Source organism: Chryseobacterium sp. S0630, from assembly GCF_024158915.1.
In the GTDB taxonomy this organism is placed as follows: Bacteria; Bacteroidota; Bacteroidia; order Flavobacteriales; family Weeksellaceae; genus Chryseobacterium.
The window spans coordinates 1-19,370 of the sequence record NZ_JAMZGF010000037.1 but is presented as its reverse complement, the minus strand read 5'-3'; the positions used below and the strand labels follow the sequence as shown (position 1 = coordinate 19,370).

Sequence of the window (19,370 nt, the reverse complement as noted above, 5' to 3'; positions counted from 1 at the left end):
ATGAACATTCTAAATATTTAAAAGTTAATTAAATGGTCTGTATTTATTCACCGACTTCCATAAACCTCGGTCCTCCAGCTCCCATCTTCCAGCTAAAAATGAATATCCCAGATTCCGGCTTTCCGTTCAAGTTCAATCAAAGCTGCTGCGTTATCGGCAAGAGCCTGGTAATAATCTTTTCGTACATTATTATAGGTTCTCTGGGCATTCAGAACTTCAAGGATAGAACTTTCGCCTCTTTTGTAGCTGTAGATGATCCCTTCCAGAATGTTCTGTGCTTCTGAAAGCATGCCGTTATGAAACTGCTTGAGCTGTTTCTGGGTTGCTGTATACTGCTGATAGGCCTGCATTACTTCGGCTTTTATCCCTTGCTCAATCTGTTTGTATTCAACTTCTGCCTGCGAATGGCCCATTTCTGCTATTTTCAACCCTGCATTTCTTCTGTTGGAAAATTTTAAAGGAATACTAATGCCCATTTTTACAGCATTTACAGTGGGAGAAGGAGCAATTTCATTGGTAGCTTCGGTGTGTCGTTCTGCTCCGGCACTGATGCCAAGATCTATGACACGATTGGCTTTTTCAAGATTAATCTGGCTTTTGGCAACTTCTGTATTTTGTTTGGCTGCCAATAGATCTGCTCTTTCATTCAAAGCCTGAAGAATAAGATCATCCATACTGAAATCTCTATTGAAGGCATTAAAATCTCCGGAAACATTTCTGCCAGTTATTTTGTTATCTCCAAGAAATACTGACAAACCGATGATAGCCTGTTGTTCTGCACTTTGTGCCTGATATACTTCATTGAGTAAAGAAGCGGCTTCCAGTTTACTCTGTTTGGAAGCGACTAATGTTATAGTACCTAATTTGTAACGGATACTGTCGGATTTTGCCAGTTGCTGCATATTTTGATAAGAATCCTGTTGCACTTCAAGCAAAGCTTTGGATTTTAAAGCATCAATATATCCTAAACTGGCATCTGCACGGAGATTCCTGAAAAAATCCTGCAACTGTATTTTGCTTAGCTCAGATTGGTTTCTGGCCAGATTAACACGAGCTTTTCTTTTACCACCCAGTTCAAGTGTCCACCCGATTGATGCTCCGTAAACATATCCCATACTTTGATTTATTCCGTTATTGCTGGTTTCCATTTCCAGTTCAGGGTCAGGAAACATATTAGCGGTCTGGATAGCAGCTTCGGCTATACTTACGTTGTATTTCTGAGAAGCATAGCCCAGATTCTGATTTCCGACAAGCCCCAGATATTCTTCAAATGGTAAAAGCTCTTTTTCCTGTGCCTTTATCCCTGTAATGCTTAATAATACTACAGATAATATGATAATATGAACTTTAATTTTCATCTGATTCTAAATTTTGTTTTTCGTTGCGGTGTTCAGCCATAAAATAAATAGCAGGCAGCACGAATAGGGTTAAAATAGTAGAGAACATTAATCCATAGACGATTACTGTTGCCAGTGGACGCTGTACATCAGAACCGATTCCTGTAGCTAATGATGCCGGGAAAAGCCCGATTACAGCAACTGTTGCAGTCATCAGTACAGGTCTGAAACGGTCTTTTGCCCCTTTGATAGCCGCCTGTTTCAATTCATATCCTTTTTTACGCAGATCGTTGATGTGGGAAATCATAATGACCCCGTTCTGGATGGCAACTCCGAAGAGTGCGATGAATCCTACTGCAGAAGACACATTCAGAGACATGCCTCGTATATTGAGTGCCAGCATTCCGCCAAATAAAGCCAGTGGAACAATAGACATCAGAACCAAAGCCTGTCTGAAATCTCCAAATGCACCATATAACAAAAGAAACATGATCGCTAATGCCAATGGAACAATAAATGCCAATCTGGAATACGCTCTGTTTTGATTTTCAAACTGTCCACCCCATTTGATCTGGTATTTCTCATGATCGTATTTAATCTCTTTTTCAATTTTATCCTGAGCATTTTTCAGAAAAGAAGAAAGGTCGGTTCCTCTTAAATTCAGCTTTACCGTAAGATGTCGTTTATTCATTTCTCGGGTAATAGTACTTTCACCTGTACTTAATTTTACTTCTGCCACCTGAGATAAAGGAATTTTTGCTCCTGAAGCTGAGGTCAGCATCAGATTTCCGATTTTATCTGGTGTGTCGCGGCTGTCTTCTGTGTAACGGCATGAAATATCATAGACCTTATTGCCGATAAAGATCTGGGAAATGGCCTTTCCACCTAGTGCAACTTCAATGAGATCGGCTACATCGGCTACATTCAAACCGTACTGAGCGATTTTGTCTCTGTTGGCAATAATCTGCAATTGAGGCAATGGCGGTTCCTGATCGATAGCAAGATCTGCTGAACCCGGAATTTTATTTAAAGTAGACAATACATTATCTGCAATTCGTCTGGTTTCTTTAAAATCTTCACCATATACTTTTACTACCAGTTCGCTGTGAGCTCCGGAGATTTTATCCATCACTCCGTCAATCATAGGTTGTGAGAAACCTACGGTGAATCCTGGCATATCTTTATAATCAGCTGCCAGTTCTTTGATGAGGTCTGCTTTTGTTTTTCCGGCTGGCCATTCGCTGTAAGGTTTTATTCCGACAGAAACTTCAAAATGGGAAGCCGTCCACGGGTCGGTACCGTCATCGTTACGTCCTGCCTGAACCATCATATAAGTGATTTCGGGATGCTTCAAAGTTCGGGCACGTAATGTATCACTCATTTCTTTTGATTTGGCTAAAGAAATTCCGGGTGGCAGCTGCACCTGCAACCATATAGAACCTTCATCCAACTCGGGAAGGAAATCTTTTCCAACATGATAGGAGAGAATTCCGGCAGAAACTAAGACAATCATAATAGGAATGATTACTCTTTTTGGGGTCTGCATTATTTTTTCAATACTCTTTCCGTAGGCTGTGCTTATTTTTTCAAGCCATTTATTGTGATAGATCTTCTGTGGTTTACGATAGATCACATAAGCCAATCCGGGGATCAGAATCAATGCTACAGCAAGTGCTCCTAATAGTGCATATCCTACAGTAAAAGCCATGGGGGTAAATAATTTTTTCTCTACTCTTTCAAAAGCGAATAAGGGCAGATAAGCGGTAATGATAATGATAGTCGAAAAGAAAATAGGTTTTGCCACCTCAATCACTCTTTGGGTAATGGTTTTTTCTTCCAGCGTTTCTTCAGAATTTTCTTCCCGTTTCTTCAGAATGGTTTCCAGCATGACGATGGCTCCGTCCACAATGATTCCAAAATCAATAGCTCCCAGTGAAAGCAGATTGGCCGGAATATTTGTGAATTGCATTAATATAAAAGCAATTAATAAGGAAAGCGGAATGGTAATAGCCACTAATAACGCTCCACGCCAACTTCCAAGAAATACAATCAGTACAATAATAACCAATACAATTCCTTCGGTAAGGGTATGGGAAACGGTAGTAAGTGTTGTTTTGACAAGGTCTGTTCTGTCCAGAAAAGGATGGATCTTTACACCGGGAGGAAGCGTTTCATTATTCAGTTCTTCAATCGCTTCATGTACTCCTTCCAGTACTTGTGAAGGGTTTTTACCTCTGAGTAAAAGTACGATACCTTCCACACTTTCAGAATAGTTTCGTTTTCTGTCGGTATAGCCAAGAATCCCTTTTCTTTCCAGATTTCCGTATTTCAATGTTCCTACATCATTTAAGAAAACAGGAACTCCGTTTTGGGTTTTGACTACAATTTTTCCAAGATCATCTAAGTCTTTTACCAAACCTATTCCACGGATTACATACGCAAGATTTCCACGGGGAAGCATACTTCCTCCGGCACTCACATTGTTTTTGGAGATGGTTTCGGTAACTTCAGAAAGAGATAGTGAGTATTGTTCAAGTTTATGCGGATCCAGTTCAATCTGAAACTGGGTAGTAATTCCCCCGAAGTTGGTGACATCAGCAATTCCTGAAACCTGTTTGATACGGGGAATAATCACAAATTTTTGTAAATCCGTAAGTTCCCGCAGACTGTGGTTATTACTTTCGATAATATAACGGTACACTTCGCCAATGGGAGAGGTGAGTGGATCTAATCCGGGCTGTGCACCATAAGGAAGCTCCACGTCTGTCAGTCTTTCCTGAATACGTTGCCGTGCCCAGTAATCGTCTATACCATCATCAAAAACAATGGTAATAATGGAAAGGCCGAAAGTGCTTTTGCTTCGCATCACATGCATTCCCGGAAGTCCGTTCAGAGATCTTTCCAACGGAATGGTGATCTGCTGTTCTACTTCTTCAGCGGCCAGACCCGGAACCTGTGTTACCACCTGAGAGGTTACATCAGCAATATCAGGGTAGGCTTCAATGGATAATCTGGTCCAGGAATAATACCCGAAGAACCCCAGTAAAAGGAATAGCGCCAGCATCAGCCATCTTTTCTGTATAGAGATTGTTAGTAATTTCTTCATAGTTTTTCTTTTACATTATTTCGCATCCAGCATATAAATTCCTCCTTCAGTCATGATGGTTTCTCCGGGTTGTAAGCCGGATGTAATTCTTACTGTTTTCTGATCAGTTTCTCCTGTTGTGACAGCACGTTTTGTATATTGACTTTTGCCTGTTTTTACCCATACATACTGAGAGTTATCCTGCTGCATCAAAGCGGTTACAGGAATCATCACTGTTTTTTCCGGAGTGGTTGAAAAGTTGACTGTGGCGTACATGCCTGGCTTTAGTTTTCTGTCCGGGTTGTCACATTCAATAAGAACTTTGATACTTCGGGTATCTTCGTCTACAATTTCATTGATGTGATATACTTTTCCGGTAATATTTTTGTCGGGATAGGCGCTTACCCTGACGGAAACCTGATCTCCGGTATTGACAAAACGGATGTCTTTTTCCTTTACGTCACCGGAAATCCAGACTTTTGATAATTCTGCGATAATCATGACGGGATCTGCATCTCCTTTCAGATATTGGCCGTTTACAATTTTGTTGGAAATAATTTCTCCGTTAATGGGCGCTCTTACCACAAGGGGACTTCCTATGCCTCCACCTTTACTGTTGTAGACTTTCAAGGCAGAAGAAGCATTGGATAGGGATGTTTTTTTATTTTTAAAATCAGTTTCTGCTTCGTCCAGTTCTTTCTGAATCCCCACTCCATGTTTTACAAGATCCTGCTGTCGTTTGTAATTTTTTTCTGCGAGCTGTACATCATTCAGTGCATCTGTATAATCCTTTTGAACTGAAAAATAATCTGAAGAAAGAATTTCAAAAAGAGGACTTCCGGCGGAAACATTTTGTCCAAGCTTAATAAATGATTTGGTAATTCTTCCGGAAAAAGGGCTGGCAATTTCTGCATAGTGATTGGGAATGGCCTGAATTGTTCCCGCTGAAACCACACCATCACTGTGTTCCTGTTCAGTAACGATCTGTGTTTTAATTTTTTTGAAAACAGGACTGCTTTCAGGAACAGTGACCTGATCATTTTTTAGGAGGAGATCCTGCGCCTGCGGGGTTTCATTTTTTGGATTTTTACAAGAGGTAACAAATGTTAAAAGTACCATTGTTAAGACTGTTTTTTTCATGTAAGTTATTTATAACCATTGTTTTATTGATAGATCGTGCGGCAATGAATTTTGCTATTAAAGCCACTGCCCGAATTTTCTGATAAACCATTGTTTCACAAGTTGGGTTAAAACACAATATCCTGTAAGAATTCCTATTAAATAGGGGAAATAGCTTAGAGGTAAAGACTGCATTTTGAGATACACGGCCATTGGAGTGAAGGGAATCAGAATTCCGATCAGCATGATTAAACTTGTTAAAGCAACTACCGGTGTGGCGGCCCAGCTTTGGATAAATGGAATTTTCTTTGTTCTGATGATATGAACAATCAAGGTTTGGGATAATAATCCTTCCACAAACCAGCCTGTCTGAAACAAACCTTGTTGTTCCGGTGTATTGGCTTTGAAGATAAAAAACAGTACTGCAAAAGTCACATAATCAAAAATGGAGCTCAAAGGACCTATATATAACATGAACTTTTTGATGCTTCCGGCATCCCATTTTTTTGGTTTTTCCAGAAAATCTTTATCCATTGTATCCCATGGAATGGAGGATTGTGATACATCATACAGTAAATTCTGAGTCAGAATCTGGAGCGGAAGCATGGGCAAAAACGGAAGTAATGCACTAGCTCCAATCATACTGAACATATTTCCGAAGTTGCTGCTGGCAGTTATTTTTATATACTTCACAATATTCCCGAAAGTTCTTCTTCCGTAGATCACTCCGCTTCGGAGGACCATCAGATCTTTTTCCAGCAAAATGATATCTGCACTTTCTTTGGCAATATCTGCTCCGGTATCAACAGAAATTCCCACATCTGCTTCTTTTATAGCTGCAGCATCATTAATTCCGTCACCCATAAAACCAACGGTATGGCCTTTCGATTTTAATATTTTTACAATACGTTGTTTTTGTAACGGGCTTACCTTAGCAAAAACAGAATAGAGATCCATATCCTTGCGAAGTTCATCATCGCTAAGATGTTCCATTTCATCACCAAGCATAATGGTATTGATAGGAATTCCTACATCATGGCATATTTTTTTAGCAACAATATCATTATCTCCTGTTACTACTTTCACTTCTACACCCAGCTTGTGTAAAGCTTTGATGCTTGGCTCTGCAGAGGGTTTTGCCGGATCAAGAAATCCCATGAATCCTGTAAGGGTAAGGGTGTTTTCATCAGCAACAGAATAATTCAATGGATGATCCCCGTCAAATTCACGGATGGCAATTAGTAATACACGAAGTCCTTCGGCATTCAGCTTTTCAGACATTCTGATAATCTGCTGTTTCATAAGATCATCCAACGGAACACTATTGTCATTCTCAACATGCAGACTGCGATCGTCTCCAGGATCTAAGGCATATTGACATAAAGGAAGCATTTCTTCCACTGCTCCTTTGCAGATCATAAGATGTTTTCCTTTCGATGTATTCAGGATGACAGACATTCTTCTTCTTTCAAAATCAAAAGGAATCTCATCCACTTTTTGATACAATTCATCTGCCTTCATCAGATTGTGAACTTCAGCATGATCAAGAACAGCCTGATCTAATAAATTTTTGAGACCAGTTTGGTGGAAACTGTTGAGGTAGCCCCATTTCAATACTTCATCATCTTCAATACCACGAACATTGAGGTGGGTTTCCAATACAATTTTGTCCAACGTAAGGGTTCCTGTTTTATCCGTACACAAAATATCCATAGCTCCGATATTCTGGATGGCATTCAACCTTTTAACGATCACTTTCTTTTTACTCATGTTGACTGCACCTTTGGCAAGATTGGCAGTAACAATCATAGGAAGCATTTCAGGAGTCAATCCTACAGCTACAGCAATGGCGAATAGCAGTGCCTGCACCCAGTCACCTTTTACCAATCCGTTGATCAGGAAAATAACCGGAGTCATGATCAGCATAAATCTGATCAGCAGATAGCTCACTTTATTAACTCCGATATCAAATGCAGTCTCAGGTCTTTTAGACGCCAGACTTCTGCTTATACTTCCGAAATAAGTGAAAATACCTGTGTTCGCTACCACTACAGCCGCTGATCCACTTACCACATTGGTTCCCATAAAACAGATATTCTGAAGACTGAGAGGATTACGGTCTTTGGCATCTTTGATGGGAAGTGCATTTTTTTCAACGGGAAGAGCTTCTCCTGTAAGGATAGATTCACTGATGAAAAGATCTTTGCTTTTAAGAATTCTGCAGTCAGCCGGAACCATATCACCTGCGGACAGAATAATAATGTCTCCAGGAACAATTTCTGTGATTTCTATTTCTTTGCTTTCATTGAATTTTCTTTTGGTGAGACAGCTTGTTTTTACCATCTTTTTTAAGGCTTCTGCTGCTTTGTTGCTTCGGAATTCCTGAATGAATCTTAAAACCGTACTGAAGAGCAGCATCACCGAAATAATAATACTGGTGCTGAAATCTTTTTCTCCTGCAGGGACAAGAATAGCATCAATAAATAAGGAAATAATGGCAATGCAGGCCAGGATATAATTAAATGGATTAAAGAATGAATGAGCAAACTGTTTTATCCATGAGGGAGCTTTTTGGGTAGCAATTTCATTCTTACCATAAATTTTCAGACGGTCTTTTACGGTGTTTTCGCTGAGTCCTTCTTCTGAGGTTTCCAGTAGGGCATACACCATTTTTTCATTCTCGGCTGCAGCTTCTTTTAATTTTACAAGAGCTGCAGAATTGAGATTTTTGTTTGAAGATTTTTTTAACATCGCTTCAAAGGTTGTTTTTAATGTTACAAATCGTTTTCGGTACCTATAATTTCCCAGCTTACTTTGATGACTTTATCTTCAATTGTGAGTCGGCTGGCTGTTTTTTCCATAAAACTGTCCTGTGGTGTGGAAGCGTGAACTTCTGCTGTAATGATGGCGTTTTCAGGCAGACCATTGTCATCGCTGGTAAGAGATTTCAGCAATACTTTATCATTTCCGCTCAGAGACTGCATGAGTTGTACACGGACGTGATTTTCTACTTCACTTTTGCATTTGATGCTGAGAAGGTATTCTGTATAATGGTTTCTGCTGTTGATATTGTTGCCCAGCTTGACGCCTAGAGGACGAAGAATCATATGGGTGAGAATAATAAATCCGCTGGTAATAGCTGCTTCTACGGGAAATCCCATAGCACTGAGAGCTCCTACAGATGCGGAACACCAGATGGTAGCAGCGGTATTGAGTCCTCTCACGGTGAGACCATCTTTCATGATAACGCCTCCTCCTAAAAAGCCAATTCCGCTTACGATATAAGAAGCTATTCTGCCTGTAGCGTCGCCTCCAATCCTGATGGAAAGAAGAACGAATGCTGCTGAGCCAAGACATACTAAAGTATTGGTGCGAAGACCTGCACTTTTCTGACGCCATTGTCTTTCAAAGCCAATGCTGGCACCAAGGGCAAATGCGGTAAGGAGACGGAGGGTAAATTCTAATGTAGTCATAACTTTTCCTGTTGTTATAAAGCTTTTCAGCTGTACGGGAAAAGTGAGTACAACTAAAGCTTTTAAGATTGATAATTACTGTAGGGATCTGAGTCCATATGCTTTATTTTTTACTGTGCAAAAGTAAAACTGCCAGTTTTTTTTTACCGTTAGAAAAGCTTTAGAATGTTATTAGAAAATCATTAGAGAAAATTCCTTTCTGTTTTTTTGAAGATTCTGTAAGAAATATTTATTTATTATATCCTATTAATATGTGTAAACTGTACCCATGGTAAGAGATAAAATTTCAATACATTTGGAGGCTGGTTTTTTGTATGATGAATTTTACAATTTGTCTTATAAAATAACGGCTTGTTTAATCCCGGAGACTTCCTTCCAATATCTTTTGAATTATATATTTTAGAAATGAAAAAATCAAACTTAGCAATACCAGCTACGCTTTTAGCGATTATCTGTGTGCAGGGAGGAGCTTCCATTGCAAAGCAGCTTTTCCCAGCTATCGGAGCTATTGGTACAGTTACTTTAAGAATTGTACTTTCTGCAGTTTTGCTTACGTTGATTAACCGCCCGAAATTTTTACAATTTGACCGTCAGAAATGGAAATATTGTGCAATCTATGGAGTAGGACTGGCTGCGATGAATCTTATTTTCTATATGGCAATTCAAAGAATTCCTCTGGGGCTGGCTGTTACTGTGGAATTTGCCGGGCCATTATTTCTTGCTTTAGCTTTGTCCCGAAAGATGCTGGATGTTATCTGGGCGTTACTGGCTTGTGTGGGAATTCTGCTGATTGTTCCATGGAAAAGTGATCATGTAGATTTATTAGGACTTGGACTTGCCTTTCTTGCAGGAATTTTCTGGGCTCTTTATATCGTTATGGGTGGAAAAGTTTCCAAAATAATGGATGGAAAAGATGCGGTTACTACGGGGATGATTTTTGCAAGTCTTGTGATTATTCCTTTTACGATATGGGATGGTGCTGTTTTCAATATTACCCCGACTATTTTTATGAAAGGACTTGGTGTGGCTATTCTTTCGAGTGCTTTGCCTTTTTCATTAGAAATGATGGCCTTGAAAAAACTTCCTGCGAAAACTTTCAGTATTCTGATGAGTCTGGAACCTGCATTTGCAGCGCTTTCCGGATTGGTTTTTCTTGCTGAAGAATTATCTTTTTTACAGTGGATTTCTATTGCCTGTGTGATTGTGGCCAGTATTGGAACTACTGTTTTCAATAAGAAATCTCTTTCTCATGATTGATGAAAATTTTAAACGATTAAGTTAATTAAGGTTTTAAGAAGCATTAAGATTCAAATAAATTTGAATGAAGTTTTTTTGATACGTTAGCCGATCATAAACTCAACTGTAAAAGTAGTCTTGTTATCTTCTGATACAACGTTGATTTTTGCGTGATGGAGCAGAATAATTTTCTCAGTAAGGAATAGTCCTATTCCGTGACCTTTTTCGTGTTTTGATGTTTCGCTTCTGTAAAAAGGTTCGAAAATATGCTGTAAATCTTCTTTATTAATGCTGTTTCCGGTATTGGTAAAAAGGATTGCAAGAATTCTTGAATTAGCCTGCACGTGGATGAGGCAAGTATGTTCAGGTGAATATTTGCAGGCATTGTCAATAAGATTGTTGAAGGCCACCTGAAGAAGATACTCATTTCCCTGAATGATAAGCTGATGCTCTTCTACGGAATCCTCTATGTTCAGAGAAACTTTATATCCTGAATTTTCTTTGGTGATTTTGGTATAAGATTCCAGAAGAACCTCATCAAGACGTACTTCCGAAAAACTGATCTCATTGGGATCATAGCTTGCTTTGGCAAGATCCATTAAACTATTCGACAATTTTACCATATTTCGGGCATCTTCCAGTGCATATTGGATGGTTTCCTGGTATTCTTCTTTGGTTTTATCCTTTTCTGAAGCGAGTTCCAATTCAGTAATGATGGCGGATAAAGGAGTTCTCAGTTCATGTGAAATATTGGAGACAAAATGTTTTTGTGAATCAAAAGAATTTTCAAGCCGTTCCAGCATTCCATTGAAATTTTGAGCAAGTTCATTCAGTTCGTCTTTTTCTTTTGTTGTTTTCAGACGTAATTGAAGTTTTCCGGCTGTAATTTTTTTAATCTGAATAACCATTTCACTCAGCGGACTCAATGCTTTTTTGGAAAGAAATATTCCTGCCAGATAAATTAAAATCAGGATAATAAAAAAAGAGATAATGCTGATGGTAAGAAGATGTGTGAGATAATCATATCCGTATTGATCGTAAGCTGCTGCAGTTACCGCATACGTTTTTCCTTCATAATGATAGACCATTCCGATCACCTGCAAATCTTTCAGAAAGAAATTGATTTTCTTCTTTTGGAATATCTGAGCAAGCATTTCCGGAGTCTCCTTTACGTAATCTACTTTGGCATCATCATGATAAATCAATTGTTTATTGGCATTATAAATGGCAACCTGTACTTCATTAAGAGTTCTGGTATTGTTTTTATAAAGCTTATGCATTTCCTGTTCGGGAAGTGAGCTTCGGAAAAATAAATCAGCTTTGGCAATCGCTTCGTTCTGAAGTTCGCTGTAAAAAGATTTTTCTCTGGCTTCTTTGGATGAATAATAGATCGAAATACTGTAAATACTTAAAAGCATTGCAGTGATTAAGGTAAAAAGCAGGGTAAGTCTGGTTCTTATTTTCATCCCGATATTTTTAGTTTATCTCATTGATTTACTATACAGTACCTGATTCGTAATCTTTTTTCAGAATAAATCCCATACCAGCTTTGGTGTGGATGAGTTTGGTTTCAAAATCTTTATCTATTTTCTTTCTGAGATAATTGATATAAACATCAATAAAGTTAGTGCCCGTATCAAAATGTGTTTCCCATACTTTTTCAGCAATTTCACTTCTGGAGAGAACCCTTTCTGAATTTTCCATCATGAATTTTAAGAGATTAAACTCTTTCGGAGTCAGTTTTATCAAGGTATGATCACGGCTCACAGTTTTTTGTTCCAGATTCATTTCAATGCCTTCATATTTAAGGACAAAAACTTTTTGCTTCAACTGTTGTGAAAAACGTTTAAGAAGTACTTTTATCCTTGCTACCAGTTCCCGCATTTCAAAAGGCTTGGTGAGATAATCATCTGCTCCGGCATCAAATCCTTCCAGCTTGTCATCAGTAGTTCCCAGTGCAGTAAGCATAATGACAGGAAGATTGGGTTTTAAAGTTTTGATTTCATGGCAAAATTCAAGACCGTCTTTTTTGGGAAGAATAATGTCGGTCACTACCAGATCAAAATTTGTCTGTAAAGCCAGTTTCAGGCCTGTAACTCCGTCATATGCCACAGTGACCTCAAATTCAGCTTCCTGAAATCCCTTTGCAATCAATTTTGAAAGCCTGTCGTCGTCTTCAACTAATAAAATATGGGGCATAAGATTCTTGGAATGTTTGGGTTGGTGTGAGGAATAGATCAATATTCCCACAAATGTAATGAATTCTATTTTGTAATTTTGGTACCGAAAAGTATAATAGAATGTCCGAATTTAAAACATTTTTTAGCAAAAGAATCAAAGAAATAATGGTTACTGGATGGTTGTCCTGTTTAATGGTTTTGTTGATCCAGTGTAATCACTCTTATCCAAGCAATGTACAACTCAAAAATGGAGATCTTCTTTTTGTAACAGCAAAAGAATCGGGTCTTTCCGGAGCAATCAATAATGTTACTCAAAAACAAAAGGTGGCTTCATTTGATCACATAGGAATTCTGGAAAAAGAAGGCAACCGGATGTTTGTTCTGCATGCTGCTCCTAAAGGCGGTTCTCAGAGACAGGATTTGAAGGATTTTATTAAAGATCAGAAAGAAGAAGGGCAGGAGGTGATTGTTTACCGTTTAAAACCGGAATATCAGAAAGCAATTCCTGAAGCCGTTAAAAAAGCAAATTCCATGTTGGGAAAACCATACAATTTCAATTATATTCTGGATGAACAATCCTATTACTGTTCAGATTTTGTGGAAAGAGCTTTCTGTGCAGAAAATATTTTCAAACTGGAACCCATGACGTTTATTGATCCGAAAACAGGAAAAACGAATGCATTCTGGGAGGAGTTTTACAACAAAAAAAATATCAAAGTCCCTGAAGGTGAGCCTGGTTGCAATCCTAACGGACTGGCCGGTTCTGACAAATTGGAAAGAATAGGAAATTTTTAAAATATAGGAAGAAGCTGAACAGGCTTCTTTTTTTTATGTTAAATTTTTAAAAATATTAGTCTACTAATTTGGTGGACTAATATTTTTTTATATTTTTGTCACAGATTTAAATGCAGAACGCAATATGATCTGACAATGTTTAACCCAAAAATGTTTAGCAATGATTACACCTAATCCCGGCCTGCAGGTTTTGCAAAATAAAATAAGCCTGCCTAAAAAAGAATTATTACTGGAAATAGAGTTGAATGGCAAAATGAAATTTGAACATTTAATGAATACCATCTATAATCAGTTTGGAATTTGCCATAGAGTGTTATCTGCTAATGTAGAGTACGTGAACGGATATAGTTTCGGTTCGGTACAGTTATATATTAATGTCAATTCAGATGATTTTCAGCAGCTTGAAGTCTATCTGAATAAAAATAAACTTATCAATACGACGGTAGAATATACCTGCAGAACCTATTTTTAAGTGAGATTCATATAGTTTTAATTACCAAAGTGTCCGGTTTTTTACCGGGCACTTTTTATTTTTTACAAAAGAAGATGATAAATACATTAAAAAGGTCAATTGTTAATCGGGACAAAATTCCCCTCCAGAGGAGGGGTGGCAAAAATTTAAAGAATTTTTGACGGGATGGTAAAACAAAAAAAGCGCTCAGATATTCTGAACGCTTTCCTATTATTAAATAAAATAATTTTAGATTCTTTCGATGTCAGCACCAATAGCTCTTAGTCTTCCATCAATATTTTCATATCCTCTGTCGATTTGCTCGATATTGTGGATAATAGATTTTCCTTCAGCAGAAAGTGCAGCAATAAGTAGTGCGTTTCCGGCTCTGATATCCGGGGAAACCATTGTTGTTCCTCTTAATGGAGCTTCCTGGTTTAATCCGATTACTGTAGCTCTGTGCGGATCACATAAAATGATCTGAGCTCCCATATCGATTAACTTATCCACAAAGAATAATCTGGACTCAAACATTTTCTGATGAACAAGGATACTTCCTTTTGCCTGAGTAGCTACCACTAAAATAATAGATAATAAATCCGGTGTAAATCCAGGCCATGGCGCATCCGAAATGGTAAGGATAGAACCGTCAATAAATTTCTGGATTTTATAATGCTCCTGAGCAGGAATGTAAATATCATCACCGCTTTGCTCAAGCTCAATTCCTAATTTTCTGAAGGTATTCGGGATCACACCAAGCTGGTTCCAGTTTACATTTTTGATGGTGATTTCAGATTTTGTCATGGCTGCAAGACCAATCCATGATCCGATTTCCACCATATCCGGTAGCATCGTGTGCTCCGTTCCTCTAAGGTAGTCCACCCCTTCAATCGTAAGAAGGTTGGATCCGATTCCTGAGATATTAGCACCCATTCTGTTCAGCATTTTGCATAATTGCTGAAGATAAGGTTCGCAGGCAGCGTTGTAGATTCTTGTTTTTCCTTTTGCCAGAGCTGCCGCCATTACAATATTAGCAGTTCCGGTAACAGAAGCTTCCTCCAACAGGATGAATTTTCCTCTTAATTCTTTAGCTTTTAAAGAATAGAAATATTCCTCTTCATCATAATTGAATTCAGCACCTAATTCAACAAGTCCCTGAAAGTGAGTGTCCAATCTTCTTCTTCCGATTTTGTCACCACCCGGAGTTGGCATATAAGCTTCTCCATAACGGGCAAGCATTGGTCCCATCAGCATAATGGATCCACGTAATTTTGCTCCGTCCTTTTTGAACTCGTTAGATTTAATATAATCAAAATTAACCTGGTCTGCCTTGAAAGTATAATCTCCCTGTCCGTTTTTAGTAATTTTTACACCAAAATCTCCAAGAATTTCAATCAGTCTGTTCACATCATGAATATCCGGAATATTTTTGATTCTTACTTCCTCGTCCGTCAGAAGAACCGCACATAAAATTTGTAGAGCCTCATTTTTGGCTCCTTGTGGAGTTATTTCACCCTGCAGTCTTTTTCCTCCCCTTATTTGAAATGTTCCACTCATTATTTCCTGTTTTTATGATTGTTATTGTGCCTTCTCTTATTAGGCTGGTTATTATTGTTTTTATTATTGTTGTTATTCCTGTTGTTATTGTTATTATTTCGGTTGTTGTTATTGCTGGTGTAATAGATTTTACTCTTTTCAAGAGAGTCTATTCCGGTAAGATCCAACCTGTTTTCAGACAGTTCTTTCAGGTGGCGGAAAATCACATCATCCGTCACATGTTCTTTATTATAGACATTATAAGACTTCTTCATATTGTTGGCAATCACCTCAATAAGGGCTTCTTTTTCATCACCCGTTTCCAGTTCGATTGCTTTTTCTATCAATTGAAGAATACTTTTTCCGTAGAACTTAAAGTCACCTTGAAGTTTTGGATATTCCATTCTTTTAGGTTTTTCTGCCAGCTCTTCCATCGTAGGGAAGGGATAAGGAGAATCTACATCCAGATCATGATTGGCAAGAATATAAAGATGGTCCCAAAGTTTATGTTTATAATTTTCCTCGTCGCGAAGTTGTGGGTTTCTCTGACCCATAAAATCGATGATTGCCATAGCCATTTCGTTCCTTTCCTCTTTGGTAGGAAGTTCTTTGCAGCGCTCAACCAACTGTTGTATAATTCTGCCATATTCTGGCATATGAAGCTGAGTTTTTTGGGTATTGTATTCCATAGTATGCAAATATATGGATTAAAAGAAAAATTGTCTCGGGATTCTGAAAAATTTATGATTTTTTAATGAAAAATTTAGATGCCTTTCTTATTGATTTATTGTGGAAAATGAAAATATTTCCCATTCATTTGAATTTGTTTTTAATAAAATTGTATCTTGTTTGATAGATTGATAATTAATTAAAGCGATGAAAAAAACAAACTTTTTCCTTTCACTGCTGGCTTTAGCATTAGTAAGCTCATGCAGAACGAGTGATGAATTGACAACTGAACCTTCCAGGCAGGAAGAGGTTCACAACAAAACAGTGAATGTGACCCATCACGATGGCCGCCCTTTTAGTACAGGAAGCAGTTCAGGTTCTGCACAAAGTAAATTCACAGCCGGACCTGGTGGCGGAGTTCTGATGCAGGGTTTTTACTGGGATGTTCCGGAAGGTGGTAACTGGTGGAATACTGTTAAAGATAAATTAACTGCATGGTCTACTGCCGGAATTGGAGCTGTTTGGTTACCTCCGGCGTCAAAAGCTCAGAACGGAGCTTATTCTATGGGATATGACCCTACCGATTATTATGATTTTGGAGATTTTAATCAAAATGGAAGTACAGAAACCCGTTTCGGATCCAGAGCTGAACTGGAGGGATTGATTACCAAAGCACATGCAGAAAATATGCAGGTGTATGCAGACATTGTAATCAATCATAACAGTGGAGGACAATCCGAAGCCAATCCTTTTACAGGAACCAATACCTGGACTAACTTTTCAGGAGTGGCATCCGGAAAATTCCAGAGAAATTACAATGACTTTTATAAAAATTCTTACGGGAATAATGATGAAGGGGCTTTTGGCGGCTTTCCGGATTTATGTCACGCTAATCCTCATGTGCAGGACTGGCTTTGGGGCAGAGATGATTCCGTGGCAAAATATTATAAAAACGTGATGAAATTTGATGGCTGGAGATTCGATTACGTTAAAGGATTCGGGCCATGGGTGGTCAATACCTGGAATTCAAAAGTAGGAGGATTTTCAGTTGGAGAATTATGGGATTCCAACGTCAATACATTAGAGTGGTGGGCAAATAATGCGAACAGTTCCGTATTTGACTTTGCTGCCTATTATAAAATGGATGAAGCCTTTGACAACGGAAACTTAAATGTTCTGAATGATGATATGATGTGGAAAAGAAATCCCTACAAAGCAGTGACTTTTGTTGCCAATCATGATACCGATATTATTTACAATAAAATGCCGGCATATGCCTATATCTTAACCCATGAAGGTTATCCGACTATTTTCTACAGAGATTATGAAGAATGGTTAAATAAAGAAAGACTGAATAACCTGATCTGGATTCATAATAATAAAGCCACCGGAACAACTTCCATTCTGTATACTGATAACGATGAATATATTGCAAGACGTAACGGCTATAACGGTAATCCAGGGCTTGTTGTTTATATCAATACGTCTTCAAGCTGGCAGGAAAGATGGATAGAAACAAATTGGAGCAGTCAGCAGATCAAAGATTTCACAGGAAATTCAAGTTGGTATCCAACAACTCAGGGAGATAAATGGGTGAAAATCCAGTGTCCGCCGAATTCTTATTCTGTGTGGTCGCCTAATTTATAAGTAATGAGCAATCGGTAATGAGCAATAATAAATGATGAATTATAAATTATAAATTATGAAGTTGTTATTCAGTTTAATTTCCATTAAACATTAAACATTAAACATTAAACATTAAACATTAAACATTAAACATTAAACAAGAACAACTATACGTCTTATTTGTCATTCCGTAGGAATCCATACAATCCATTATTTTCAATGTCAAATTGTATGAGTTTCTTACGGAATGATATTTTTGAATATAATTAAAACCATTAAGAAAGGTTTAAGAAATAAAGTGTAATTAAGATGAATCATTCTGATTGTTAAGCTTAAAGCGAAACTCATCTTATCTTACTATTTCAAAAATAAAAGGTTTAAACAGATTCTTTATACAAGATTAAATGTAATACTAAGGAAAGATTATACCTGAATAAATTTTTTCTTCTGATGCTGATCTGGTAAATAACATTTTTGATTGGCCAGTTTCATTCTGTTTCTGGAAATAACATCATACACTTTATCACTTAAAGAGGCAGGCAGGATTTTCCCAACAAAGGAAAGTTTATAAACTCCTCCCAGTAAATTAGCGATTTCCAGTACGGCTCTTGATTTGATCTGATAATACCGTCCGGGTTTCCAAAGATACATCGTATTGAAGACATTGGTTTCAAGTCCTCTTTCGGATAAAAACTGCTGTCCGAAATCAGATTGAAGAGAAGCAAACATGAATTGGTCTTTTTTATCTCTCTCCAAAATCCATTGCACCCAGAAATTGCATACACCGCAATCTCCGTCAAAAAATACAATATGTTTATTTTCCCAGTTTTCCATGACCTTATTTATTAAACATGATTCCTCTCTCAGTATCTTCTTTTACTTTTTTGAAATATTGAACAAGATCTGCACGCTGTTCATCAGACAGTTTAGCATCCTGATGCCCTAAATAATAAGACTCGAGCGGCATTTCTTTCTTCTCAACCATTTCTATACATTCATCCAGTTTATGAAGCTGTCTTTTAGGCTCATATACTGCAAAGGTAGAAAAATTAAGATGTTTTCTTCCTTCATCAATGTGATTTTTTACCCACCATGAAGTTGGGGAAATACTGCTATACCATGGATATTTGGTTTCATTTGAGTGGCAGTCATAGCAGGACGTTCTGAGGGTACGGGAAATTTTTTCCGGAGTATTTTTAATCTTCAGAAAATCCATTCCCGGAGTAAGCGGTGGATTTGTTTTATCAATGGGGAAAAACTGGATGATGATAAAGGCAACGAGAACTACAACAATTATTTTTTTCATAGCAGATGTTCATGTTTGATCTATATAAAGGTAGTTAATTTATTTTTAGTGGGATAAAGCTGGAAGCTGGGAGAGGGAAGAGAGAAGAGCTTTTAGAAATTGTTGAAATAGCGTGTTTTTTCAGAAATCATCAGGTTGTTTTTCATGATGCTGCTCAACTTCCTTCTTCCAGCCTCCAACTTTCTTTCTTCTTTAAAATTCTTACGTTGAGTAATTCTAAATTGCGTTGTATATACCTGTTTTTATTTAAGTTGATCTGAAAAATGACTAACTTAATACCTCAATTATGTCTTAGCTTTAAAGCTGTTAAAAATATTTATTTATAGTTTTTAACTATCGTTGAAATAAAAATTAATAGATTGTATTTATCGATTAAACGTTGTAGGTTTGTCATGTTCTTACAACAGAGAATTGAAACTGTATTAATCAACATAAAAAATAAAATAAACGACAATGGAAAAAGATTTGAATGACATCAGTAAATGCCCGTTTCATAACGGAACAATGAAAAAGAGTGTAGCAGGAGGAGGAACCCAGAATTCTGATTGGTGGCCTGA

15 protein-coding genes are annotated in these 19,370 nt (G+C 37.7%); 4 read left to right on the top strand and 11 right to left on the bottom strand.

Going from position 1 to position 19,370, the window contains the following annotated elements:
- Window positions 1-92 precede the first annotated feature (92 nt).
- Genes NK356_RS15830 through NK356_RS15810 form a run of 5 tightly spaced genes read right to left on the bottom strand, consistent with a single transcriptional unit; the run spans window position 93 to window position 9,014 of the window.
- Entirely contained in the window at window positions 93-1,358 is a 1,266-nt protein-coding gene (locus NK356_RS15830) for a TolC family protein (protein WP_253317431.1), read from the bottom strand.
- Entirely contained in the window at window positions 1,348-4,443 is a 3,096-nt protein-coding gene (locus NK356_RS15825) for an efflux RND transporter permease subunit (protein ID WP_253317430.1), read from the bottom strand. Before NK356_RS15825 ends, NK356_RS15830 begins: the two co-directional genes overlap by 11 nt.
- Window positions 4,444-4,458: 15 nt before the next feature.
- Window positions 4,459-5,562, bottom strand: a complete 1,104-nt coding sequence (locus NK356_RS15820; protein WP_034695003.1) for an efflux RND transporter periplasmic adaptor subunit — start codon at window positions 5,560-5,562, stop codon at window positions 4,459-4,461.
- Between the two features lie 57 nt (window positions 5,563-5,619).
- Window positions 5,620-8,292, bottom strand: coding sequence for a magnesium-translocating P-type ATPase (gene mgtA / locus NK356_RS15815; protein WP_253317429.1), 2,673 nt, complete (start codon window positions 8,290-8,292; stop codon window positions 5,620-5,622).
- Window positions 8,293-8,315: 23 nt separating this feature from the next.
- Entirely contained in the window at window positions 8,316-9,014 is a 699-nt protein-coding gene (locus NK356_RS15810; RefSeq protein ID WP_034695005.1) for an MgtC/SapB family protein, read from the bottom strand.
- A gap of 405 nt (window positions 9,015-9,419) precedes the next feature.
- Between NK356_RS15810 and NK356_RS15805 the strand changes: the two genes are divergently transcribed.
- Window positions 9,420-10,271: a DMT family transporter gene (locus tag NK356_RS15805; protein ID WP_034695039.1), complete on the top strand. Its 852-nt coding sequence runs from the start codon at window positions 9,420-9,422 to the stop codon at window positions 10,269-10,271.
- 83 nt (window positions 10,272-10,354) lie between these two features.
- On the opposite strand, the gene NK356_RS15800 is transcribed toward NK356_RS15805, so the two are convergent.
- On the bottom strand, window positions 10,355-11,716 hold the full coding sequence (locus NK356_RS15800; RefSeq protein ID WP_253317428.1) for an ATP-binding protein: 1,362 nt from the start codon (window positions 11,714-11,716) through the stop codon (window positions 10,355-10,357).
- Between the two features lie 31 nt (window positions 11,717-11,747).
- On the bottom strand, window positions 11,748-12,449 hold the full coding sequence (locus NK356_RS15795) for a response regulator transcription factor (protein WP_034695040.1): 702 nt from the start codon (window positions 12,447-12,449) through the stop codon (window positions 11,748-11,750).
- Window positions 12,450-12,550: 101 nt separating this feature from the next.
- Here NK356_RS15795 and NK356_RS15790 point away from each other — a divergent pair, with 101 nt between their 5' ends.
- Window positions 12,551-13,225, top strand: coding sequence for a YiiX/YebB-like N1pC/P60 family cysteine hydrolase (locus NK356_RS15790; RefSeq protein ID WP_081906422.1), 675 nt, complete (start codon window positions 12,551-12,553; stop codon window positions 13,223-13,225).
- 160 nt (window positions 13,226-13,385) lie between these two features.
- Entirely contained in the window at window positions 13,386-13,697 is a 312-nt protein-coding gene (locus NK356_RS15785) for an NIL domain-containing protein (protein WP_034695009.1), read from the top strand.
- 228 nt (window positions 13,698-13,925) lie between these two features.
- Here NK356_RS15785 and murA read toward each other — a convergent pair whose 3' ends face one another.
- Window positions 13,926-15,233, bottom strand: a complete 1,308-nt coding sequence (murA, locus tag NK356_RS15780; RefSeq protein ID WP_034695010.1) for a UDP-N-acetylglucosamine 1-carboxyvinyltransferase — start codon at window positions 15,231-15,233, stop codon at window positions 13,926-13,928.
- Window positions 15,233-15,901, bottom strand: a complete 669-nt coding sequence (locus NK356_RS15775; protein ID WP_034695011.1) for a DUF4290 domain-containing protein — start codon at window positions 15,899-15,901, stop codon at window positions 15,233-15,235. Before NK356_RS15775 ends, murA begins: the two co-directional genes overlap by 1 nt.
- Window positions 15,902-16,088: 187 nt before the next feature.
- Between NK356_RS15775 and NK356_RS15770 the strand changes: the two genes are divergently transcribed.
- Window positions 16,089-17,528, top strand: a complete 1,440-nt coding sequence (locus NK356_RS15770; RefSeq protein WP_253317427.1) for an alpha-amylase — start codon at window positions 16,089-16,091, stop codon at window positions 17,526-17,528.
- Window positions 17,529-17,930: 402 nt separating this feature from the next.
- On the opposite strand, the gene NK356_RS15765 is transcribed toward NK356_RS15770, so the two are convergent.
- Both NK356_RS15765 and NK356_RS15760 read right to left on the bottom strand, forming a co-directional pair.
- A complete protein-coding gene (locus NK356_RS15765; RefSeq protein WP_034695014.1) occupies window positions 17,931-18,341 on the bottom strand; it encodes a thiol-disulfide oxidoreductase DCC family protein in 411 nt (136 codons plus the stop codon).
- Between the two features lie 4 nt (window positions 18,342-18,345).
- Window positions 18,346-18,813, bottom strand: coding sequence for a heme-binding domain-containing protein (locus tag NK356_RS15760; protein ID WP_253317426.1), 468 nt, complete (start codon window positions 18,811-18,813; stop codon window positions 18,346-18,348).
- Between the last annotated feature and the right edge of the window lie 557 nt (window positions 18,814-19,370).